The sequence below is a fragment of the Halarcobacter bivalviorum genome, assembly GCF_003346815.1.
In the GTDB taxonomy this organism is placed as follows: domain Bacteria; phylum Campylobacterota; class Campylobacteria; order Campylobacterales; family Arcobacteraceae; genus Halarcobacter; species Halarcobacter bivalviorum.
This window is the reverse complement of the sequence record NZ_CP031217.1, coordinates 1,950,887-1,974,373: the sequence shown is the minus strand read 5'-3', so window position 1 is coordinate 1,974,373 and position 23,487 is coordinate 1,950,887. Positions and strand designations below refer to the sequence as shown.

Below are 23,487 nucleotides of genomic sequence, written 5' to 3'. Positions count from 1 at the left end.
TATTTATACAAAGATATACTAGTTTTATTATAATACTTCAATAAAGGAGTTAAAATGAAACTAGGTGTATCTTCTTGCCTTATTGGAACAATGTGCCGATATGATGGTACTAACTCAAAAGATGGCTTTATTACAAATATTTTACAAGAGTACTTTGAATTTGTCCCTTACTGTCCTGAAAAGATGATATTCTCTACTCCTAGAGAAGCAATTAGATTAGTTAATATTAAAGATGAAATAAGAGTAGTTACTTCAAATACAAAAAAAGATGTAACTGAGGAATTAAAAAATATTTCTCAAGTATGTATTGAACAGATGCAAAAAGATGAATTATGTGGTTTTATCTTAAAATCAAAATCTCCTACATGTGGACTTGAAAGAGTAAAAGTTTATCAAGAAGTTGAAGCTCCAAGTGAAAAAAAAGGTGTAGGAGTTTTTGCTGAAAAAATAAAAGAGAATTTTCCTTTACTTCCTGTAGAAGAAGAGGGTAGATTAAATGACCCTTGGCTTAGAGAAAATTTTTTAATGCAAATCTTTGCTTATAAACATCTATTTGAGTTTTTAAAATCAAATCCTTCCTTTAAAGAGTTAGTTGAGTTTCATACTTCATATAAATATTTAATCTATTCAAAATCTCAAAGTTCATATAAAGAGCTTGGAAATATTGTTGCTAATCATGATAAAAATTCTATTGAAGAGGTTTTAGCTTTATATAAAGTAGCCTTTTTGGAGGCTATTTCACAAAAAGGAAGTATCTCTAAAACTTATAATGTACTCTTACATATTTTAGGATATTTTAAAAAGCTTATTTCTAAAGAAGAAAAACAAGAGATGTTAGAAGCAATGGAAGAGTTTAAAGAAGAGATTATCCCTTTAATTGCTGTAATCAAACTACTAAATATCTATACAAAAAGATTTAATTTAGAGTATTTATTACAACAAAAATTTTTAAACCCTTATCCAAAAGAGTTAGCACTTAGGTCAACGGTAAAGGCTTATAAATGAAACAAATTCTTTGGTTTAGAAGAGATTTAAGAGTTTCTAATAGTGCATTATTACACTATGCAAAAAATGAAGTTCTTCCTATTTTTATTTTTGATAAAAATATTTTAGATTCTTTACCTAAAGATGATAGAAGAGTTACTTTTATTTATGATTCAGTACTTAAATTAAAAAAGAGTCTAAAAACTTTAGGTTTAGATTTAGCAATATTTTATGATGAGCCAATAAAGGTATTTGAAAAACTAAAAAATGAGTTTGATGAAGTTTTATGTTCAGTTGATTTTGATTCATATGCAATAAAAAGAGATAAAGAAGTAGAAAAACTTCTTCCTTTAAGAAGATTTAATGACTCATTTATTTTAAACCCAAATGAACATCTTAAGAGTGATGGAACTCCTTATAAAGTATTTACACCCTTTTATAAATCACTTAATTTAATAACTGAAGCCTCTTCAATTGAAGAGTATAAGTTGAATGAAAATATAAGATTGTCTTCTTTTGCTTATGACAATACTCCTTCTATAAAAGAGTTAGGTTTTGAAAAACAAGAGTTACCCTCTTTTTTATATAAAGATGCAAAAAGTTTGTTGGAGGAATTTTTGTTAAAAATAGAAAGCTATCAAGAAGATAGAGATTATTTTTATAAAGATGCAACATCAAAATTATCAGCTCATTTAAGATTTGGTCTTATTTCTGCTAAAGAGATTTTTAATATTGTAAAAAAATCAAATGTTAATAATTATGAATTTTTCATAAGAGAACTTTTTTGGAGAGAGTTTTATAACTATATTCTTTTTCATTTTCCAAATTCTGAAAAAGAGAATTTTAATGGAATTAAAATAGAGTGGAATAAAGATGAAGAGGATTTTAAAAAGTGGTGTGAGGGGAAAACAGGAGTACCAATTATAGATGCGGCAATGATTCATCTAAATCAAACAGGACTTATGCATAATAGATTAAGAATGATTGTCTCTTCTTTTTTAACGAAAAATCTTTTTATAGATTGGAGAAAAGGAGAAGAGTATTTTGCTTTAAAGCTTTTAGATTATGAGGCTAGTTCAAATATTGGTTCTTGGCAATGGAGTTCTAGTACAGGAGCAGATGCAGCACCATATTTTAGAATTTTTAATCCCTATACTCAATCTTCAAAGTTTGATAAAGAAGGAATTTTTATAAAATCTGTAATAAAAGAGTTAAAAGATGTTGATGCAAGACTATTTCATACCGAAAATGCTTTATCTTCAAACTTATTTTTTGATTATCCTAAAGCAATGGTAGATATCTCTTTATCAAGAAAAAGAGCAATTGAACTTTTTAAAAAGGCTAAAGATGAAAGTTTATGATTTAGCTATAGTAGGCTCAGGAATGGGAGGAAGTATGCTTGCTTCTTTAAATAAAGAAAAGCATATTATTGTTTTTGAAAAAGATTCAAACCTTGGTGGCTGTGCAAGTACCTTTAAAAGATTTGGAAACTATTATAATAGTGGAGCTACAACTCTTGTAGGTTATGAAAAAAATCATCCTTTAAAAGAGATTTTTGATAGAGCAAATGTAAATTTAGATTTAGAGAAAAGTGAAATTGCAATAAGGGTTGTTCAAAATGGTAAAACAATAGATAGAGTTAAAGATTTTGAAGAGTTCTTAGTAAATATAGAAAAAGTATATCCTAATAAAAATAATAGAGTTTTTTGGCAAAAAATAAAAGAATTAGATGAGAAGTTTTGGAGTTTAAAAAAGTTATACTATTCTAAATATAGTTTAAAGGCTTATTTAAAAACTTTTCTTTCGGTATGTGAATTATTAAAAGTTTATAAATTTGATCTTTTTAAAAGTGCAAAGAGTTTTATAAAAGAAAGTTTAGGAGAGATTTCAAAGGAGTATCAAGATTTTATAGATGCTCAACTTTTAATTACTCTACAAACTACTTCAAAAGATATCTCTTTACTCTCTTTAGCTTTAGGTTTAGCATATCCTTTCCATGATGTTTTTTATGTAAAAGGAGGAATGGGTACTATTTTTGATGAGCTATTAAATAAAAGTGATGTTCATAAGAAAGAGGAAGTTCTTGAAGTCATTCAAGAAGAAGATATTTTTACAATAGTTACAAAAAAAGATAAATATAAAGCCAAAAAAGTAGTTCTTAATTCAACAATTTATGATAGTAATAAACTATTTAAAGATGAAAAAATAAAAAGTTACTATCAGCAGTTCTCTTTTAATGACCAAAGTGCTTTTTTATTAAACCTAACAGTAAAAACCTCTTTTGCTTTTTTATCACACTATCAAATAATATTAAAAGAGAATATACCTTTTTCTATCTCTAACTCATTTTTTGTTTCAACAAGCCTAAAAGAAGATGATAAAATGTCAAAAAATGGAATAAGTATTACAATCTCAACACATACAAAAGCAAACCTTTGGTTTAATTTGGAAAAAGAAGAGTATAAAAAAAGAAAAAAAGTAGTTGAGACTTTTATAATAGATAAATTTTTAGAATACTTTGATAAGATAGACAAAGAAGAGATTCTTATATCTTTTAGTGGAACGTCAAAGACCTTTAATAGATATATTAATAGAGCAAATTGTGGAGGTAAAGCAATTACTTTAAAAAATATATTTAAAGTACCAAGTTGCAAAACTCCAATTAAGGGTTTATATAATGTTGGTGATACAATATTCGCAGGACAAGGTTGGCCTGGTGTTGCCTTAGGGGTAAAGATTTTAGAGGAAGAGTTAAATGGATAGTGTAAAATTAAAAATCTCAATTCTTGATTGGTTATATATAATATTGATTGGAGCTTGCTTTGGTTTTTTAATCTCTTTATTTTTATATTTTATAAATGATGAAGTGCAAACTCTTTCTACTATTTTATTTAGTACTATAAGTGCTATTACTATCTCATTTTTTGCATTTATCTTAATTACAATTTCAAATGATTATATTTTACCCCGAGTAAATGAAAAATTTTGGTATTTAATTAGTTTTATTTTCTCTTTCTTTTCAGGCTTTTTAGGTTTTTCTTTCTCTTATTATATATTCTCTTTAAGTGAATTTAATATTATAACTTTTATAAAACCTTTTTGGTTCGATATTAGTATGACAATAGGTTTTCTTACTTTTCTTATTGGAGTAATACTTCATCAATTTATTTCAATGAAATATAAAAATGAATCAATAAATAGTGAGGTTTTAGAGACTAAGATTAAGGCTTTAGAAGGGGAGTTAAATCCTCATTTTTTATTTAATGCTTTAAACTCTATTTCGGAATTGATATATTTAGACCAAAAAAAAGCTGAAAAAGCAACCTTAGATTTATCACGATTTCTTAGAAATGCAATAAATAAAGATAGTTTAATCTCTTTAGAAAATGAATTAAAAATGGTAAAAACTTATTTAGAGATAGAAAATATAAGATTTGAAAATAATATTAATTTATCTATTAATATAGAAGAAGAGGCAAAGATAATTCAAGTACCAAAATTCTCTATTCAATTATTAGTTGAAAATGCAATAAAACATGGATATAAAACAGAACAGTTGGATATTGAGATTGAAGCTAAAGATAATCTTATAACGGTTACAAATAATGGAGTTTTACCAAGTAAAGTAGTATTTGGAACAGGTTTAACAAATTTACAAAAAAGATTAAATTTATTAAATGTTGGGAAATTAGAGTATAAAGTAGAAGAAAAGAAAGTCTCTTTTCTTATAAACATAAAAAGGTAAAAAATTTGAAGATACTAATTGTAGATGATGAAAAACTTGCACTTTCAAGATTAAAAAGAATTTTAAGTGAAGAAGGATATAACAATATTGTAGAGTGTTCAACTCCAATTGCTGCAATAAAAGAGCTTGCAAAAAATAGATTTGATGTAGCCTTTTTAGATATTTCAATGCCAACAATGAGTGGACTAGAATTAGCAAATACTATTTTAGAAATATCTTCTGATACTTTTATTATCTTCCAAACAGCACACGAGGAGTATGCCTTAGAAGCATTTAAAAGTGGAGGTTTGGATTATCTATTAAAACCAATCTCTAATGAGAGTGTACAAAAATGTATGGAGAAAATAAAAAAGTTTATCTCTTCAAAAACTGAGGAAAGTAGAAAAATTTTAGCAAAAAGAGGAAATAAAGTATATCTAATCTCTTTAGAAGATATCTATTATATTAAAGCAGATTTGGATGAAGTTATAATAAGAATAAAAGAGACAGATGCTTATGTTAGAAAAAAAATAGGAGATATGGAAAAAATCTTATCGTCTAAAAACTTTTTTAGAGTACATAGATCTTATATAATAAATGTAGATAAAATAAAATCAATGCAAAGCGTTGAACAATCAAAATTAGAGGTGTCTTTTACTGATATTGATGATTTGGTAACAACTTCAAAAGATGGAGCAAAAGATTTTAGAGAATATTTAGATAATAAAACTATATAATAAAGTAGAATATCTAATTAGAAAGGATTTCAAATGAAAACTATAGCTATTACTGGTTCAGGTGGATTTGTCGGAACAAATATAAAAAACTTTTTTTCTAAAAAAGATTTTGAAATAATTTCAATTAGAAGAGAAGATATTAAAAATAGTTCAAAATTAAAAGAAATTATAAATAAAGCAGATATTGTAATTAATCTTGCAGGTGCAAATATTATAAATAGATGGACAGATTCTTATAAAAAAGAGTTATATAGTAGTAGAATAGATACTACATCTGCATTAGTTCAGGCAATGGCAAGTGTTGAAAACAAACCTAAACTATTTATCTCTACTTCAGCAGTTGGAATTTATAGTAATAAAGATTGCTATGATGAAGAGTCTTTTGAATATGCAAATGATTTTTTAGCAAAACTTTGTCAAGATTGGGAAAAGGAAGCATTTAAAGCAAAAGAGTATGAAATAAGAACTGCTATTTTTAGATTTGGAATTGTTCTTGGAAAAGGTGGAGCTTTAAAAAAGATGTTATTACCTTTTAAACTAGGAGTAGGGGGAACAATTGGAGATGGAAATCAACACTTCTCTTTTATACACATAGAAGATTTACTAAATGCTTATAAGTTTTTAATAGAAAATATTGATTTAAATGGAGTTTTTAATTTAACTGCTCCAACTCCTACAACAAATAAAGGCTTAACACAAGCTTTAGGAAAAGCCTTAAATAGACCAACTATTTTCCCTGTTCCTGAATTTGTTTTAAATATGATTTTTAGTGAAGGTGCTAAGGTTCTTACAGATGGACAATGTGTAAAACCAAAGCGTTTAGTTGATGGTGGATTTATATTTAAACATACAACTATAGAAAACTCAATTAATAGTTTAATAAAAGAAAATGAATAAGTTTGAAAAGAGTAGCTTAATAAATTGTAAACAAGATGAACTTTTTGAGTTTCATCTTTCAATGGATAATTTAAAAGAAATTACACCAGATAATATCAAAATAATTTTTTTACAAGAGAACTTCTTTCCAAAAGAAAAAGAGATTTTAAAGATAAAAACAATAAAAAATTTTATTCCAATAATTTGGGAAGTTAAAATAGAAAAAATAGAGAAACCGAATCTCTTAGTTGATATTGCAATAAAATCACCGTTTTTATATTGGAAGCATTCACATATTTTTACTAAAAAAGGGAACTTGTGTGAGTTGAAAGATATTGTTGAGTATAAATTGCCTTTTGGTAAAATTGGAAATTTATTTAATTTTTTAATAGAAAAAGAGTTAAATAATATGTTTTCCTATAGACATAAGAAGACTAAAAAATTATTAGAAAAATAATATCAAGATAAACAAAAAATATTTGCTTCTATTAATAAATAACTTAAAATGAAGTAATGTACCATTAAGTTTAGATTTAGTAAAATCAATTCAAATTTCGAAAAAGGGAACTAGTTATGAAAAAATTAAGTATCTATACTTTTCTAGTTGCAGCAGTATTATTTACTGGTTGTAGTCAAAAAGAAGTTGAGGTTTCTAATGCTCAATCAGATAATTCTGAATCTGCATTAAACAATATTGATAATTCAAATATCCAAGATGAAGTTCTAAATGACTCATTAGTTGAAAGTAGTGAAGAGGGTTACTACTATATGATTAATGGTAAAAAAGAACTTATCAAAAATATCTATTTTGGATTTGATAAATATGATTTAACTTCAGATATGAAAAATGTTGCAAAAGAGAATGCATCTAAATTATCTGGTGTTCAAGCAGGAACTACTATCAAAGTAGAAGGTAACTGTGATGAATGGGGAACAGATGAATATAACTATGCATTAGGATTAAAAAGAGCTAAAATTGTTAAAGATACTTTAGTAATGGATGGTGTTGATGCAAATTCTATTAAAGTTGTTAGTTTAGGTGAGAGTAATCCAATTTGTTCTGATAAAAACTCAACTTGTTGGCAAAAAAATAGAAGATCTGAGCATAAATTAGTTAAATAATAGATGATTAAAAAATTACTATTTTCTAGTTTAGTAATCTCTAGCACTATAACTGTAACTGCAAATGAAGTTTCAGTTTTTGGTGCGGGGGACTTGGACTCAAAAAATCCTTATGGATTAAGTTCTGCAGAAAAAAATATTTTAAATAATAAAAAAACTCTAGGAAATATTGACTCAAAAGTAAAAGATGTTAAATATACAGTTGGTTCATTAAGTGAAAGAATTGATGGATTAGAATCAATTTATGAAGGTGATTCTCAAAAACTTAATAAAACAGTAATCAAATTAAATGAAGTTATTAAAAAGCTTGAAGAAAATTCTAGTATTTCTACTAAAAACTCTTCTGATATTGAAGCGTTAAAAACAGTTACAACTCAAATTCTAACAATGCAAGAAGAACTATCTTCTCAATATAAAACAAATATCACAAATTTAAAAGATGCGTTATCAAAATTAAGTCAATCAGTAAATAAACTAAATAATACATATATCTCTGAAAAAGAGTTTAAAGATAATATGAATCAATTTATTACTAGAGCAGAGTTTGAAGCCTTAAAAAATTCTTTAGGTGTAAAAACTAGTACTAAAACTACAACTAAAAAAAAGTCTAACAAGGTATTATCATACAAAGAAAAAGATGCAATGTTAGAAGAAGCAAAATCATTATTTAAAAAAGATCACTTTACCAAAGCAATTCCAATGTTTGAAGAGCTTGTAGCATTAAACTTTAAACCTGCGGAAGGTAATTTTTATCTAGGTGAGATTTGGTATTATAGAAAAAAATATGAAGATGCAATCTCTTATTTTAAAACTTCTGCGATGCTTTATGATAAAGCAGATTATATGCCAAAGCTTTTATTACACAGTGCTATTTCTTTCGAAAAAATAAAAGATTTTAGCAATGCAGCAAATTTTTATAACTCTTTAATTGGAATTTATCCAGACTCTAAAGAAGCTAAAATTGCTACAAAAAATTTATCAAATATAAAATAAACAATAATTAGGAGAAAAAATGTCAAAAGTAATTGGAATTGAATATACATTAAAAGATGCACATTCAGGTGAACAAATTGATTCAAATGTAGGTGGAGCAGCTTTAGAGTTCGTTTCAGGTAAAGGTCAAATTATTCCAGGTTTAGAGAGTAAATTAGTTGAGATGACTGAAAATGAGCAAGCAGATGTAATGGTTGAAGCTAAAGATGCATATGGTGAATTCAATGAAGAAGCTGTACAAACTTTACCGCTTGAGCAATTCGCTGGTATTGAATTAAAAGAGGGTATGTCTTTATATGGTACTGGTGAGCAAGGTGAAACAGTTCAAGTAACAGTAAAATCTTTCAATGATACTGATGTAACAATTGATTACAATCACCCATTAGCTGGAAAAACTTTAATGTTCTCTGTAACTATTTTATCTTTAAGAGATGCTACTGATGAAGAGATTCAAACAGGAGTTGTTGGTGGAATGGCTGCTATGGGTGGTGGTTGTTGTGGTGGCGGAAGCCATGACCATGGTTCTGAAGGTGGTTGTTGTAGTTCTGAACCACAACAACAATCTCATGGTGGATGTGGTTGTAGCCACTAATTTACTCAATCTATTAAATAAAAAGGCTCAGGAGTTCTCTTCTGAGCCTTTTTATTTTACTGACTATAAAACTTAAGTATAATTACAACTAAATTTATTTTAAAAGGTATACAATGAAAAAAGTAGCTTTTATCTTTCCTGGACAAGGTAGCCAATCTATTGGTATGGGAAAAGATTTTTTTGAAAATAGTGAACTAGCTAAAGAGATGATTTCAAATGCTAGTAAAAGATTAAATATTGATTTTGAAAAATTACTTTTTGAAGAAAATGATAAGATAGGACAAACAGAATATACACAACCTGCAATTTTACTTGTAAGCTCAATTGCAAATGCGATATTTAAAGAAAAATGTGATATTCAACCAGAATTTGTATTAGGACACTCTTTAGGAGAGTTTTCAGCATTAGTAAGTGCAGGAGCAATTGATTATTTAGATGCAGTTGAACTTGTACATAGAAGAGGTCTATTTATGACTGAAGCTTGTAGTGGACAAGATGCAGGAATGATGGCATTAGTAGGGCTTGATGATACAGTTGTTGAAAATATTTGTGAAGAGCAAAGAGAAACAGGAAAAAAAGTTTGGCCTGCAAACTATAATATGGATGGACAATTAGTATTAGCAGGAATTAAAGCTGATTTAGAAAGTTTAGTTGATACTTTTAAAGAAGCAGGAGCAAAAAGAGCAATTGTTTTAGATATGTCAGTTGCTTCACATTGTGAACTATTAAGAAGTTCAGTTGAGAACTTAAGACCATATTTACAAGAGTACTTAAAAGATGAATTCTCTCCTGTAGTTTCAAATGTTACAGCACAAGCTTACTCTACAAAAGATGAAGCAGTAGAATTACTTTCTTCTCAATTAACTAGTCCTGTAAAATATAAACAATCAGTTGCAGCAAATGCAAATAAAGTAGATTGTTTTATTGAGTTTGGGAATGGAATTGTATTAAAAGGTTTAAATAGAAAAATTTGTAAAGATGTTCCTACATTAAATGTAAGTGACTTTGCATCTTTAGAGAAAGTACTTGGAGAACTAAATGACTAAATTAGCAATTATGGGAGCAATGGAGGAAGAGATTGAACCTCTATTAGCTCATTTTGGTGAAGCTAAAATTACTGAGTATGCTCATAATAAATATTATGAAGTAACATATAATGGATTAGATATAGTAATTGCATATTCAAAAATAGGAAAAGTATTTGCTTCTTTAACTGCAAGTACAATGATTCAAAAATTTGGATGTGATACATTACTATTCTCTGGTGTAGCAGGGGGAATTAATCCTGCTTTAAAAATTGGAGATTTAATCATTGCAGATAAACTTTGCCAACATGACTTAGATATTACAGCATTTGGACACCCTCATGGTTTTGTGCCAGGAGGTAAGATATTAATTGAGACTACTAAACAATTAAGAGAAGTTGCTGTTGAAGTTGCAAATGAAAACAATATAAATGTAATTGAAGGAACAATTGCTACAGGTGATCAATTTGTTCATTCTGAAGAAAGAAAAGATTTTATTCAAAAAACATTTAATGCAGATGCATTAGAAATGGAAGGTGCAAGTGTTGCTGTTGTATGTGATTCTTTAAATATTCCATTCTTTATATTAAGAGCAATTTCAGATACTGCAGATGGTGGAGCAGATATCGATTTCGATGAATTCTTAAAATCATCAGCTAAAAACTCAGCAGATTATCTAGTAAAGATAATAAATAAACTTCAAAAATAATAATAAAATTATTAAAGCAACAAATATAACTAAAAAAAGTTATATTTGTTAAAAAAAACAGTAAAAGCCGAAGAATTTCAAAATTTAAGGAAACTTTTAGAAAAAAGCCTTGACAAAGGGAAAAAAATCTATTATAATTCCCGTCCAATTTCAGAGGAACGACTCAAAAAGAGAGTCACTAGAGTTTCGAAGAGATGGGAGATCTTTAACAATTTAGAAGGTTTATGAATAACTTTTATAAACCGAATATGAAATTACAACAAACAAGAATATATGTAAATATATCCTTGTCTATTTAACAAGTAATCTAAGATAATTAATTATCGAAGAGAGCTTAATAACAAAGCTAATGCTTTACAATGAGATTTATTTTGTAACTGAAGAGTTACTAAATAGTCAGAGAATTAAACTTTTTTTTATGGAGAGTTTGATCCTGGCTCAGAGTGAACGCTGGCGGCGTGCCTAACACATGCAAGTCGAACGAGAACGGACTTAAGCTTGCTTAAGTTGTCAGCTAAGTGGCGCACGGGTGAGTAATGTATAGTTAACCTGCCCTCGAGAAAGGAATAACAGATGGAAACGTCTGCTAATGCCCTATATGCCCATAATACATAAGTATGCTGGGGAAATGCTTTAGTGCTCGAGGATGGGACTGTATGGTATCAGATAGTTGGTGAGGTAATGGCTCACCAAGTCAATGACGCCTAACTGGTTTGAGAGGATGATCAGTCACACTGGAACTGAGACACGGTCCAGACTCCTACGGGAGGCAGCAGTGGGGAATATTGCACAATGGAGGAAACTCTGATGCAGCAACGCCGCGTGGAGGATGACACTTTTCGGAGCGTAAACTCCTTTTATATAGGAAGATAATGACGGTACTATATGAATAAGCACCGGCTAACTCCGTGCCAGCAGCCGCGGTAATACGGAGGGTGCAAGCGTTACTCGGAATCACTGGGCGTAAAGAGCGTGTAGGCGGGTTATTAAGTCAGAAGTGAAATCCTATGGCTCAACCATAGAACTGCTTTTGAAACTGGTAACCTAGAGTATGGGAGAGGTAGATGGAATTTCTGGTGTAGGGGTAAAATCCGTAGAGATCAGAAGGAATACCGATTGCGAAGGCGATCTACTGGAACATTACTGACGCTGAGACGCGAAAGCGTGGGGAGCAAACAGGATTAGATACCCTGGTAGTCCACGCCCTAAACGATGTACACTAGTTGTTGCCATGCTAGACATGGCAGTAATGCAGTTAACACATTAAGTGTACCGCCTGGGGAGTACGGTCGCAAGATTAAAACTCAAAGGAATAGACGGGGACCCGCACAAGCGGTGGAGCATGTGGTTTAATTCGACGATACGCGAAGAACCTTACCTGGACTTGACATTTACAGAACTTTCAAGAGATTGATTGGTGTCTGCTTGCAGAAACTGTAGGACAGGTGCTGCACGGCTGTCGTCAGCTCGTGTCGTGAGATGTTGGGTTAAGTCCCGCAACGAGCGCAACCCACGTCGTTAGTTGCTAACAGTTCGGCTGAGAACTCTAACGAGACTGCCTGGGCAACCAGGAGGAAGGTGTGGACGACGTCAAGTCATCATGGCCCTTACGTCCAGGGCTACACACGTGCTACAATGGGGTATACAAAGAGCCGCAATACCGCGAGGTGGAGCAAATCTCAAAAATATCTCCCAGTTCGGATTGTACTCTGCAACTCGAGTGCATGAAGTTGGAATCGCTAGTAATCGTAGATCAGCAACGCTACGGTGAATACGTTCCCGGGTCTTGTACTCACCGCCCGTCACACCATGGGAGTTGAACTCATTCGAAGCGGGGATGCTAAGATAGCTACCCTCCACAGTGGATTCAGCGACTGGGGTGAAGTCGTAACAAGGTAACCGTAGGTGAACCTGCGGTTGGATCACCTCCTTTCAGAGAAGAGAAGTTAGATTCGTTTCTAACTTCCAAAGCTATCAAAGATAGCAGTAATTCATGTTCGGTTTATAAAGGTTATTTAAAATAGGTGACAAATGGGCCTATAGCTCAGCTGGCTAGAGCGCTCGACTGATAATCGTGAGGTCCCAGGTTCAAGTCCTGGTAGGCCCACCATTATAAATAATCTGTTAAAGTTATAGGTTAAATGTTGGGGATATAGCTCAGCTGGGAGAGCGCCTGCCTTGCACGCAGGAGGTCAGCGGTTCGATCCCGCTTATCTCCACCATCTATTAAAAAGCTAAATATAAGTTCAAAAGAGATTGAATTTATATTTGGTTTTATACAACCAAAATGCGTTACCTTGAAAAAATGAGAATTTTTTTAAGATAGCATGATATTTAAAAATTTAATGTTAAAGTCTTTAATTTTTTCGTTTAAATCAATATCTTTCGTATGAAGATGATTTAAAAAACAAAAAATTTCATATCTAATAAAATAGATAGACACAACTAACTTATTTAATACAGAAGTATTTAATAAGATAGTAGCCAAGGAATAATTATTCAAAAAGGTTAAAGTAAGAAATTACTTTATCTCAAATAAATAAGCTATTAAGGGCTAATGGTGGATGCCTTGACTGTAAGAGGCGATGAAGGACGTACTAGGCTGCGATAAGCTTTGGGGAGCCGCCAAGAGGCATTGATCCAGAGATTTCCGAATGGGACAACCCAGCATATAGAGATATATGTTACACGAAAGTGGGCGAACCTGGTGAAGTGAAACATCTCAGTAACCAGAGGAAGAGAAATCAAATGAGATTCCGTTAGTAGCGGCGAGCGAACGCGGATTAGGGCAAACCCTATGCTTGCATAGGGGGTTGTAGGACCATAACATGAGACTAAAGAAGATAGATGAAGTAGTTGGAAAGCTACAGCATAGAAGGTGATACTCCTGTAATCGAAATTTTCAATAGCTCTAATGGTATCCTGAGTAGGACGGAACACGTGATATTTTGTCTGAATCCGGGGGGACCACCCTCCAACCCTAAATACTACTTACAGATCGATAGTGAACAAGTACCGTGAGGGAAAGGTGAAAAGTACCCCAGTGAGGGGAGTGAAATAGAACCTGAAACCATTAGCTTACAATCATTCGGAGCCCTATGATTTATCAGGGTGACGGACTGCCTTTTGCATAATGAGCCTGCGAGTTGTGGTGTCTGGCAAGGTTAAGTCAAGTACGAAGCCGTAGCGAAAGCGAGTCTTAATAGGGCGAATTAGTCAGATGCTGCAGACCCGAAACGAAGTGATCTATCCATGGGCAGGTTGAAGCTGGTGTAAGAGCCAGTGGAGGACCGAACCGGTAGGCGTTGAAAAGTCTTCGGATGACCTGTGGATAGGGGTGAAAGGCCAATCAAACTTCGTGATAGCTGGTTCTCTCCGAAATATATTTAGGTATAGCCTCTAGTAGTAGCATGTAGGGGTAGAGCTCTGACTGGGCTAGGGCTGCTCACCGCGGTACCAAACCCTATCAAACTTCGAATACTACATGTGTAATCTAGGGAGTCAGGCGATGGGTGATAAAATCCACCGTCGAGAGGGGAACAACCCAGACTAACAGCTAAGGTCCCAAAGTTACATCTAAGTGGAAAACGATGTGGAGTTACTGTGACAACCAGGAGGTTGGCTTAGAAGCAGCCACCCTTTAAAGAAAGCGTAACAGCTCACTGGTCTAGTGATTCTGCGCGGAAAATATAACGGGGCTAAGATGTACACCGAAGCTTTAGACTCAATTTATTGAGTGGTAGGAGAGCGTTCTATTCAGCGTTGAAGATGTACCGGTAAGGAGCGTTGGAGCGGATAGAAGTGAGCATGCAGGCATGAGTAGCGAGAAAAGAGGTGAGAATCCTCTTCGCCGAAAACCCAAGGTTTCCTACGCGATGCTCGTCATCGTAGGGTTAGTCGGGTCCTAAGTCGAGTCCGAAAGGGGTAGACGATGGCAAATTGGTTAATATTCCAATACCAACATATAAGCGCGATGTGGGGACGCATAGAGTTAATCGAGCTCACTGATGGAATAGTGGGTCGAAGGACGTAGGTTGTTACTTAGGCAAATCCGGGTAACGTTAGACCGAGATCTTACAGGCCGTTGACGCCCTCCGGGGAAGATTCGGAATCGATGATACTGTCGTGCCAAGAAAAGCCACTAAGTATATTATATGTTGCCCGTACCGTAAACCGACACAGGTGGGTGGGATGAGTATTCTAAGGCGCGTGGAAGAACCCTGGTTAAGGAACTCTGCAAACTAGCACCGTATCTTCGGTATAAGGTGTGCCTACTTCTGTATAGAGACTTGCTCTCAAAAGCGGAAGAGGTTGCAACAAAGAGTCCCTCCCGACTGTTTACCAAAAACACAGCACTTTGCTAACACGTAAGTGGATGTATAAGGTGTGACGCCTGCCCGGTGCTCGAAGGTTAACTGATGATGTTAGCGTAAGCGAAGCATTTGATTGAAGCCCGAGTAAACGGCGGCCGTAACTATAACGGTCCTAAGGTAGCGAAATTCCTTGTCGGTTAAATACCGACCTGCATGAATGGCGTAACGAGATGGGAGCTGTCTCAACCAGGGATCCAGTGAAATTGTAGTGGAGGTGAAAATTCCTCCTACCCGCGGAAAGACGGAAAGACCCCGTGCACCTTTACTACAGCTTGACACTGTAGCTTGGATATTCATGTGCAGGATAGGTGGGAGGCTTTGATACTAGGACGCCAGTACTAGTGGAGCCATCCTTGAGATACCACCCTTGAATATTTGAGTTACTAACTGGGATGAGTTATCCTCATTCAGGACAATGTCTGGTGGGTAGTTTGACTGGGGCGGTCGCCTCCTAAAAAGTAACGGAGGCTTACAAAGGTTAGTTCATGGCGGATGGAAATCGCCAGTTGAGTATAATGGCATAAACTAGCTTGACTGTGAGACATACAAGTCGAACAGAGACGAAAGTCGGTCATAGTGATCCGGTGGTTCTGTGTGGAAGGGCCATCGCTCAAAGGATAAAAGGTACGCCGGGGATAACAGGCTGATCTCCCCCAAGAGCTCACATCGACGGGGAGGTTTGGCACCTCGATGTCGGCTCATCGCATCCTGGGGCTGGAGCAGGTCCCAAGGGTATGGCTGTTCGCCATTTAAAGCGGTACGCGAGCTGGGTTCAGAACGTCGTGAGACAGTTCGGTCCCTATCTTCCGTGGGCGTAGGAAAGTTGAAGAGATTTGTCCCTAGTACGAGAGGACCGGGATGAACGTACCACTAGTGTACCAATTGTTCTGCCAAGGGCATCGTTGGGTAGCTATGTACGGATGTGATAAGAGCTGAAAGCATCTAAGCTCGAAGCCAACTCTAAGATGAACTTTCCCTGAAGATCCCAGCAAGACTAGCTGGTTGATAGGCTAGATGTGTAAGCGTTGTAAGACGTTTAGCTGACTAGTACTAATAGATCGTTTGGCTTTTTTATATAATTTCTTGGACTACTATCTTATTAAGTACTTAAAATAGTATTTAATAATTGTGAAAGACTTAACATTAAAACTTTAAACTCTTCAAAGAGTTGAGTATTAAGAGCGAAATTGAATAATAGCATTATTCATTATTCACTATTAATTATTCATTAGTATTAAATGCAACGCTTTTAATACTCAACTTGCTGGTGGTTTTAGCGAAGTGGAAATACCCAGACCCATTCCGAACCTGGAAGTCAAGCACTTCTGCGCTGATAATACTGCAGGGTCCCCTTGTGGAAACGTAAGTCGCTGCCAGCTCTTGAGTATTTACAAGGCTTATCTTTATCAACTTCTTTTAAGTTGCTAAGGGTAAGCCTTTTTTTTAGCCTTCTTTTATTTCCCCCCTCTAATTCTTCTTTTATTTTATTGTTTTAAAAGTCTCATTTTAGTTTTATTTTATTCTTTATCTTCTTTTTATACTTAAAATGTAATACAAAAATATCATAAAGTGATACAATGAAGTATAAATAAAAAAGGAGTCTGTCATGTATGAAGGAATTAAAATTCAAAATAGTAGTCAAACTGTTGATTTAAATACTTTACCTAAGACACAAAATGGTGAATTAATATTAACAGGTATTGAAACGTTGAAAGTTTATCTTTCTAATGGAGCTTCTTATATAGATGCAAAATTTGAAATTCTTGAAAATAATAATGATATTAAAGTTGCATTTGATGATGCAGAAGGTAATGAAGTCATTGTTATTTTAAGAGGATTAAATGATTTATTATTCGCTAATAGTGAAGAGATACCACTATTTGAAGTTTTTGATGGAAATATTAGCTTAGTTTCATTACGAACAGTGGATGATTTACAAGCAGCAGCTGCAGGTGGTACTACATCATCTGATGTAGCAACTGCTGATGAAATAGGTGCTGATAACTTAGATTTAAGTACTACTTTTGATGGGCCTTTAGATCCAAATGGGTTTGGAAGGCTTGGTGAACCAATTGTAGTTGAACCAGCAGCTGGAGATGTTCCAATTACTTTTTCAGGTGATTTAGTTGCAAATATTACCGAAGATAGAGGTCAAACTCAAGATGGTGTCTTTTCTGGAACTATTTCAAATAGTGCAAATTTAGATTTTGTTACTCAAACTATTACTACATCATATGGATTATTTTCTATTAACAGTGTAGGAAATTGGACTTATGATTTAAATGAAACGTTACTTTCAATTCAAGGACTTTCAAGTAATGAATCAATAGTTGATAATGTAATAGTTAATTTAGTAGATGGTAATAGCTCTTTTCTTATTGGTATTACCATTAATGGTTTAAATGATAAACCAGAAATAGAAGATATCACGATAGGTTTACTAGCAGATCAAGAAAGTGAAGCAGAAACTTTATTTGAAACATCTTCAAAAACTGATGTTCTTGGCTTAGATGATACAGAAAGTGAATCAAATAATCAATTTATAGGTCCTATAGATATAGTAGATAAAGATATAAATGATAGTCACGAATTAAATATAATTTCAGGTAGTGAAAATATATTTGATCCATCTAATTCAGGTGTTTCCTTAGATGATATCTCTATTTCTTTAGTTTATAATAATCAAACATCTCAATGGGAATATAATATTAATGGAGATTTCTCTAAACTTGCTGCAGGAGAAGTTTTAACTCTATCTTTTGATTATCAGGCTAATGATTTAGGTGGTTTTAGTGGAGATACTGGATTAGATGATACCTCAAATGAGGATTCTTTAAGTGATATAAAAACAATTACTTTATCAATTCTAGGAACTAATGATAAACCAATTATCACTGATATTTCAGCTTCTAAAAATATTGAAGAAACAAATTCAAGCTTATCAACAAGTGGTGAGATAACTGTTTTTGATACTGATACTACAGATAAAGTTAGAGTAGAAGTTGAATCTGTAACTATTAATGGAACTTCTACTAATAAACCAACAGAAGCTGAGGCTTTATCTATGTTTGGTTTTTCTTCAGCAGAAGTTTTAGATAGTACGCAAATTTCCAATTCAATAACTTGGGAGTTTAATTCGGGTAATGAATCTTTTGATTACTTAGCAGAAGGTGAAACAATTGTTTTATCATATAGAATTCAAGCAATTGATGATAATTCAATTTTAAATACGAACTCAATAAATGAATCATCGTCTAGTGAATATAAAACTGTAACGGTGACAATCACAGGAACAAATGATGAAGTAGTGTTATCATCAACAGTAGTAGATGGAGCAGTATTAGAAGATGCGAATGATCCAGTATTAAGTGATAGTGGAGAGATAGGATTTACAGATGTAGATTTAAGTGATAGTCATACAGTAAGTGTAGGGAATGCGTCAGCAGGAGCATTAGGAGTATTAACAGCAAGTATCACAGAAGGGAATGATGGCGATGGAGCCGGAGTAGTAAGCTGGGAATATGAAGTATCAAATGCAGACGTACAATACTTAAGTGCAGGAGAGACAAAAGAAGAGAGCTTTGATATCACAATAGATGATGGGAAAGGTTCAACAGATGTAAAAACTGTAACGGTGACAATCACAGGAACAAATGATGAAGTAGTGTTATCATCAACAGTAGTAGATGGAGCAGTATTAGAAGATGCGAATGATCCAGTATTAAGTGATAGTGGAGAGATAGGATTTACAGATGTAGATTTAAGTGATAGTCATACAGTAAGTGTAGGGAATGCGTCAGCAGGAGCATTAGGAGTATTAACAGCAAGTATCACAGAAGGGAATGATGGCGATGGAGCCGGAGTAGTAAGCTGGGAATATGAAGTATCAAATGCAGACGTACAATACTTAAGTGCAGGAGAGACAAAAGAAGAGAGCTTTGATATCACAATAGATGATGGGAAAGGTTCAACAGATGTAAAAACTGTAACGGTGACAATCACAGGAACAAATGATGCGCCAATAATCACAGGTGGACCAGATAGTGCTCAATTAATAGAAACTGATTCTAGTTTAACAGAGAATGGAGAGTTAACAGTATCCGATGTAGATATTTTAGATTTAGTATCAGCTTCGGTAGATTCTGTTACTATAGGTGGAACATCAACTACTAAACCAACAAATGCAGAGGTTCTAGCAATGCTTTCACTTTCACCACTTGCTATTTTAGATAATACAGAAACTACAGATACTTTATCTTGGAGTTTTGATTCTGGAAGTGAAGCTTTTGATTATTTAGCAGAAGGTGAAACATTAATTTTTGAATATACAATTAAAGCTACAGATGATAAGGGAGCTTTTGATACAGAAACAGTAACTATTACAATTACAGGTACTAGTGATAATGAACCACCTGTTTTACAAACTGATAGTTTTGATATAGTAGAAGATTCAGCTATTGGTGCTTATGTAGGTACGGTGGTTGCAACTGATCCAAATGGTGATTCTCTTACTTTTACACTGTTAAATCATACAGATAAGTTTGCTATTGATGCTAATGGAAATATTACATATATAGGAGATGAGTCTAATAAACTTAACTATGAGGATGTTAATCAATATACATTAAATATTCAAGTTTCAGACGGAGAATTAACAGATGTAAAAAACTACACAGTAGATATTCTTGATTTAAATGAAAATGTTTCAGGGGGAGGAACTGAAATTCTAAGTGGTGAAGGTTTTACTGGAACAGAAACAAATGATAATGCAAACCATATACATACTACATCAACTACAATTGATAGTGTTGTTATTGAGAATGGAGAGTCATTTGATTTTACCTTTGGTTATACTGATAATGGGGGTGCTGTTCATACAGCAAATGTTTATGATATAAATGGAGACCTTATTGTTTCTCAATCTTTTGTTGCTGTAAAAGGAGAAGGAAGTATTACCTTTGAATATACAAATACTGAAGGTTCTGATATAACAATAAGTAAATTAGAGTTAGTAAGTACAAATAGTGGATTTAACTTTGATTCATATAGTATTAATTACTCACTTACATCAGACCAGATTTTAACATTAGATGAAGTTGATACTGATGGAGATCAAATTGATTTTGCAAGATTACTTGAAGATTCAACAAATGATTTAACATCTCAAGAAGAACCAAACTCTTTAGATACTATTAATATGAATACAGGAGATCATATCTTATCTAATATAAGTGTTGAAAAAGTATTATCAATAACAGATTCAGACAATACTTTAAAAATTATTGGAGATAGTGGAGATAGTATAGATTTAGATTTAGGAAATCAAACTGACTATGATAATGGAACTCCTGTAAATGATAAATGGTATGTAGATTCAACTCAAAGTACAGTAAGTGAAACAGCTTATGTTTCAACAAATGGTTCAGATATTGTAACTTTACTAATTGAAAATGATGTAAATGTTATCTAACTGAACAGTAAACTAAAAGCCTAACTTTTAATGGTTAGGCTTTTTATATAGACTTTTGTTATAATATCAATAAAAAAGGTCTTTTTTGGAAAATATTGATATTGCACAAATACTTAAAAATGCAATTAATAATAGTGAAAATTCTTATAAAACAGAGCATATTCTTTCAGGAATAGATACAACTCAAGCCTCTATTTTAGCAAATGATAATAAAATCTTAAAAATTTATACTCAAGAAAATGATATTTTAACTCTTAATCTTGCAAATGAAAATAAAGAAAAAGGTGAATGGAAACAAATATCATCAAATGATAGTGAGAATTTTGCAACATTTATTTCTACAGTTGATAATGAAATTAAAATTTTAGTAGATGAAACTAAAGTAGAAACATTAATTTAGTTGATAGCCAATACCAAATATATTTTTTATTGAATCTTTTCCTATTTTAGTTCTTAATCTTGAAAATAGAGATTTAAAAGCAGATTTTGTGATTATCTCTTCTGCCCATAAATATTTTTCAATCTCTTCTTGTGTTAGAGTTTTTTCTTTATTTAATATAAGAAATTCAAGTAACCTATATTCGTTTTTTGTTAATTTAATCTCTTCATTGTTTTCATTATTAATAGTCTTGTTTTTATAATTGTAAGAATATCCATTATTTAATTGAACAGATAGCTCTCCATTATTTAAAATATATTTTGCAGTTTGATTTAATGCAAAGATAAACTCTTCTGTTTTAATAGGTCTTATTACAAAATCAATTAATTGTAATCTAATCATTTCATATAAATATTTTTTATTTGTTTTCTTTGATAATATTATTATAGGAATCTGAGAGTTAATTTTCCTAATTATTTTACAAAATTCAATACCACTCATTTGGGGTAAGTCTATATCACAAATAATTACATCTGCTCTTAATGAGACAAACCTTTTTAATGCTCTTTCTGCACTATTTATAATTGTAATATCTTTAAAAAAAAGCTCTAAAATATCGAGTTCTTTTTTAGAAATATTATTCTCTTTACTTATCATAACAACTTTAAGGTTTTTCAATATGTTTTTTAAATTGTAATTCATAATGTCTCATTGATAATAAGTTTTGTCATTTAAAAATTATAGTTTAAGTTATCTTAAAGAATTATATGATAGATTTAATTGTAATAAAAAAATTTACAATGGTTGGGAAATTATTAGGAGCATTACTTGTAATATACAAAGGATAAATTATGAAAAATCTAACAATCAAACTAAGTATTCCTCTTGCAATAATACTTAGCACAACAAATTTAAGTGCGGTCACAATAAAAGAGACAGTTGAGACTACAATGTCTACAAACCCTAAGATTCTTTCCATTATGGAAAACAATAAAGCCTTTAAGTACTATTTAGATGAAGCAAAGGGTGGATGGTATCCTAAGTTAGATTTAACTACTTACATTCAAACTAAAAAAACAAAAATTAATCCAGAAGATGGAGATAAAACTTCAAATATTTCAGGTGGTCCAAATATTCAATTAGATTTTGAACAACTGTTATTTGATGGTGGTTTAACTACTTCAGAAATGGATGAAGCTAAATATAGAGAAGAATCAAATAGATATGCAAATGAAAATCTTGTTGACAATGTGATTTTTGATAGTATTAGTGCATATTTAAATATGGTTAAGTATCAAAATAGTTTAGAAGTTACAAAAAATAACCTTGCAATATATGAAGATTATTTAAGAACAGCAAAAGATACAGAACAGATTAGTGGAGAGATTCTTCAAAAAGCTCAAGTAAATGCAAAAATTCACTTTACTAATAGTAAATGGCATGAACAATCTAATAATTACAATATTGCTGCAAGTTCATTTGAAAGATTTGTAGGGATAAAACCTGAGGGAGCTGTTTGTAGACCTTATATTGATTCAAAATTAGTTCCAGCTACTTTAAAAGAGTATATTGATCAAGTTATTGTAAAAAACAACTTGATTTTAGAACAAATTATTAATATAAAAGAACAAAGAGCTGTAGTAAGTCAAAGAGATTCTTCTTTCTATCCAACTATAAAATTTAAGGCTCAAGGTCTTTATGATAAAGATAATATTGAAGATAAAGAAAAAACTCAATTATATACAGCAAGAATTGAACTTAAATATAATCTTTTTAATGGAAATATAGATAAAGCTAAAAAAGAGAGAGAAAAACTATTTTTAGAACAAGTTCAAAAAGAGTTAGATGTTGTTACAAAACAAGTTATAGATGAGGCAACAACAGCATATAATAGTTTTCAATCTATTCAAAAAAGAATTGAAGAGTTAAAACTTTATATTAAAGATAATGAACAAGTTTTAGAAATCTTCAAAGATCAATTTGAAGGTGGAACAAGAACTTTTATCGATGTATTAAATATTGAAAGAGATTTATATAGTGCTAAAGAGGATTTAGTTTCTGCAGAGTTTGATTTAGATTTAGCATATTTCAGTATGTTTAATAGTATGTCTCAATTAAAAGAGTCAGTTTTATATGCAAATAATAGTTCATGTGAAAAAAGAACAGAAGTAAATAGTTCACAAAAAGCTGAAGCAACAAATGAACTTGATGGTTTATTAGAAGAGAGTGTTATTACAACTAAAAGTGTTGAAACAAACTCTGAATATGTATTATTCTTAGCTTCTTTTAAAAATGAGCAAATAGCAAATGAACAATTAGCTCTTGCAAAAGCTGAAGTAGGAACTACATATAAAACTAAAATAATTAAGTCAAATGGATTTAATACAGTGATTGTATATGATGTAAGAGAAAAAGAAGAGATTCTAAAAGTAAGAGAGATGTTAAGAGATAAATTTCCAGGTTTATATTTTAGAAAAACAATTACAAAATAATAGGATTCATT

Annotated in this window: 16 protein-coding genes, 2 tRNA genes and 3 rRNA genes; 20 read left to right on the top strand and 1 reads right to left on the bottom strand. The window is 31.8% G+C overall.

Annotated elements, in window-relative coordinates; all coding sequences use genetic code 11:
• Positions 1-54 precede the first annotated feature (54 nt).
• The 19 genes from ABIV_RS10035 to ABIV_RS09940 all read left to right on the top strand — a co-directional run bounded on the left by ABIV_RS10035 (position 55) and on the right by ABIV_RS09940 (position 21,005).
• Positions 55-1,005 carry a YbgA family protein gene (locus ABIV_RS10035; protein ID WP_114839748.1) on the top strand — a complete coding sequence of 317 codons (951 nt, stop codon included), beginning with the start codon at positions 55-57 and terminating at the stop codon, positions 1,003-1,005.
• The gene (locus ABIV_RS10030; protein WP_114839747.1) at positions 1,002-2,345 is read left to right on the top strand and encodes a cryptochrome/photolyase family protein; all 1,344 of its coding nucleotides are present in this window, start codon (positions 1,002-1,004) and stop codon (positions 2,343-2,345) included. The genes ABIV_RS10035 and ABIV_RS10030 overlap by 4 nt, the downstream gene beginning before the upstream one ends.
• Positions 2,332-3,747, top strand: a complete 1,416-nt coding sequence (locus tag ABIV_RS10025) for a phytoene desaturase family protein (RefSeq protein WP_114839746.1) — start codon at positions 2,332-2,334, stop codon at positions 3,745-3,747. Before ABIV_RS10030 ends, ABIV_RS10025 begins: the two co-directional genes overlap by 14 nt.
• A complete protein-coding gene (locus tag ABIV_RS10020) occupies positions 3,740-4,729 on the top strand; it encodes a sensor histidine kinase (RefSeq protein WP_114839745.1) in 990 nt (329 codons plus the stop codon). The genes ABIV_RS10025 and ABIV_RS10020 overlap by 8 nt, the downstream gene beginning before the upstream one ends.
• A 5-nt stretch (positions 4,730-4,734) precedes the next feature.
• Positions 4,735-5,445, top strand: coding sequence for a LytR/AlgR family response regulator transcription factor (locus ABIV_RS10015; protein ID WP_114839744.1), 711 nt, complete (start codon positions 4,735-4,737; stop codon positions 5,443-5,445).
• Positions 5,446-5,478: 33 nt separating this feature from the next.
• Positions 5,479-6,342, top strand: coding sequence for a TIGR01777 family oxidoreductase (locus ABIV_RS10010; RefSeq protein WP_114839743.1), 864 nt, complete (start codon positions 5,479-5,481; stop codon positions 6,340-6,342).
• Complete coding sequence (locus tag ABIV_RS10005) at positions 6,335-6,778, top strand: SRPBCC family protein (RefSeq protein WP_114839742.1); 444 nt, start codon at positions 6,335-6,337, stop codon at positions 6,776-6,778. The genes ABIV_RS10010 and ABIV_RS10005 overlap by 8 nt, the downstream gene beginning before the upstream one ends.
• Positions 6,779-6,894: 116 nt before the next feature.
• Positions 6,895-7,443 carry an OmpA family protein gene (locus ABIV_RS10000; protein ID WP_114839741.1) on the top strand — a complete coding sequence of 183 codons (549 nt, stop codon included), beginning with the start codon at positions 6,895-6,897 and terminating at the stop codon, positions 7,441-7,443.
• Between the two features lie 3 nt (positions 7,444-7,446).
• Positions 7,447-8,436 carry a tetratricopeptide repeat protein gene (locus ABIV_RS09995; protein WP_205526925.1) on the top strand — a complete coding sequence of 330 codons (990 nt, stop codon included), beginning with the start codon at positions 7,447-7,449 and terminating at the stop codon, positions 8,434-8,436.
• Positions 8,437-8,455: 19 nt separating this feature from the next.
• Positions 8,456-9,028, top strand: coding sequence for an FKBP-type peptidyl-prolyl cis-trans isomerase (locus ABIV_RS09990; protein WP_114839740.1), 573 nt, complete (start codon positions 8,456-8,458; stop codon positions 9,026-9,028).
• A 113-nt stretch (positions 9,029-9,141) separates the two neighbouring features.
• Positions 9,142-10,074, top strand: coding sequence for an ACP S-malonyltransferase (gene fabD, locus ABIV_RS09985; RefSeq protein WP_114839739.1), 933 nt, complete (start codon positions 9,142-9,144; stop codon positions 10,072-10,074).
• Positions 10,067-10,762, top strand: coding sequence for a 5'-methylthioadenosine/adenosylhomocysteine nucleosidase (locus tag ABIV_RS09980; protein ID WP_114839738.1), 696 nt, complete (start codon positions 10,067-10,069; stop codon positions 10,760-10,762). Before fabD ends, ABIV_RS09980 begins: the two co-directional genes overlap by 8 nt.
• Positions 10,763-11,177: 415 nt before the next feature.
• A 16S ribosomal RNA gene (locus tag ABIV_RS09970) occupies positions 11,178-12,695 on the top strand.
• 100 nt (positions 12,696-12,795) lie between these two features.
• Positions 12,796-12,872: transfer RNA gene (locus ABIV_RS09965), tRNA-Ile, on the top strand.
• A 36-nt stretch (positions 12,873-12,908) separates the two neighbouring features.
• Positions 12,909-12,984, top strand: a tRNA-Ala gene (locus ABIV_RS09960).
• A gap of 315 nt (positions 12,985-13,299) precedes the next feature.
• Positions 13,300-16,210: ribosomal RNA gene (locus ABIV_RS09955) — 23S ribosomal RNA — on the top strand.
• 188 nt (positions 16,211-16,398) lie between these two features.
• Positions 16,399-16,514: ribosomal RNA gene (gene rrf, locus ABIV_RS09950) — 5S ribosomal RNA — on the top strand.
• Together the 16S, 23S and 5S rRNA genes with 2 tRNA genes alongside form the textbook arrangement of a ribosomal RNA operon.
• Before the next feature lie 227 nt (positions 16,515-16,741).
• Positions 16,742-20,605: a VCBS domain-containing protein gene (locus ABIV_RS09945; RefSeq protein ID WP_114839736.1), complete on the top strand. Its 3,864-nt coding sequence runs from the start codon at positions 16,742-16,744 to the stop codon at positions 20,603-20,605.
• 85 nt (positions 20,606-20,690) lie between these two features.
• On the top strand, positions 20,691-21,005 hold the full coding sequence (locus ABIV_RS09940) for a hypothetical protein (protein ID WP_114839735.1): 315 nt from the start codon (positions 20,691-20,693) through the stop codon (positions 21,003-21,005).
• Here ABIV_RS09940 and ABIV_RS09935 read toward each other — a convergent pair.
• Positions 20,997-21,686: a response regulator transcription factor gene (locus tag ABIV_RS09935; protein WP_114839734.1), complete on the bottom strand. Its 690-nt coding sequence runs from the start codon at positions 21,684-21,686 to the stop codon at positions 20,997-20,999. The two genes, ABIV_RS09940 and ABIV_RS09935, sit on opposite strands and share 9 nt — an antisense overlap.
• A gap of 149 nt (positions 21,687-21,835) precedes the next feature.
• Between ABIV_RS09935 and ABIV_RS09930 the strand changes: the two genes are divergently transcribed.
• Positions 21,836-23,476: a TolC family protein gene (locus ABIV_RS09930; RefSeq protein WP_114839733.1), complete on the top strand. Its 1,641-nt coding sequence runs from the start codon at positions 21,836-21,838 to the stop codon at positions 23,474-23,476.
• Positions 23,477-23,487 lie beyond the last annotated feature (11 nt).

Coding starts and splice junctions, on each gene's coding strand:
- ABIV_RS10030 (WP_114839747.1), top strand. CDS start 1,002: ATGAAACAAATTCTTTGGTTTAGAAGAGATTTAAGAGTTTCTAATAGT.
- ABIV_RS10005 (WP_114839742.1), top strand. CDS start 6,335: ATGAATAAGTTTGAAAAGAGTAGCTTAATAAATTGTAAACAAGATGAA.
- ABIV_RS09980 (WP_114839738.1), top strand. CDS start 10,067: ATGACTAAATTAGCAATTATGGGAGCAATGGAGGAAGAGATTGAACCT.
- ABIV_RS10020 (WP_114839745.1), top strand. CDS start 3,740: ATGGATAGTGTAAAATTAAAAATCTCAATTCTTGATTGGTTATATATA.
- ABIV_RS10035 (WP_114839748.1), top strand. CDS start 55: ATGAAACTAGGTGTATCTTCTTGCCTTATTGGAACAATGTGCCGATAT.
- ABIV_RS10010 (WP_114839743.1), top strand. CDS start 5,479: ATGAAAACTATAGCTATTACTGGTTCAGGTGGATTTGTCGGAACAAAT.
- ABIV_RS09995 (WP_205526925.1), top strand. CDS start 7,447: ATGATTAAAAAATTACTATTTTCTAGTTTAGTAATCTCTAGCACTATA.
- ABIV_RS10000 (WP_114839741.1), top strand. CDS start 6,895: ATGAAAAAATTAAGTATCTATACTTTTCTAGTTGCAGCAGTATTATTT.
- ABIV_RS10025 (WP_114839746.1), top strand. CDS start 2,332: ATGAAAGTTTATGATTTAGCTATAGTAGGCTCAGGAATGGGAGGAAGT.
- ABIV_RS09935 (WP_114839734.1), bottom strand. CDS start 21,686: ATGAATTACAATTTAAAAAACATATTGAAAAACCTTAAAGTTGTTATG.
- fabD (WP_114839739.1), top strand. CDS start 9,142: ATGAAAAAAGTAGCTTTTATCTTTCCTGGACAAGGTAGCCAATCTATT.
- ABIV_RS09990 (WP_114839740.1), top strand. CDS start 8,456: ATGTCAAAAGTAATTGGAATTGAATATACATTAAAAGATGCACATTCA.
- ABIV_RS09945 (WP_114839736.1), top strand. CDS start 16,742: ATGTATGAAGGAATTAAAATTCAAAATAGTAGTCAAACTGTTGATTTA.
- ABIV_RS09930 (WP_114839733.1), top strand. CDS start 21,836: ATGAAAAATCTAACAATCAAACTAAGTATTCCTCTTGCAATAATACTT.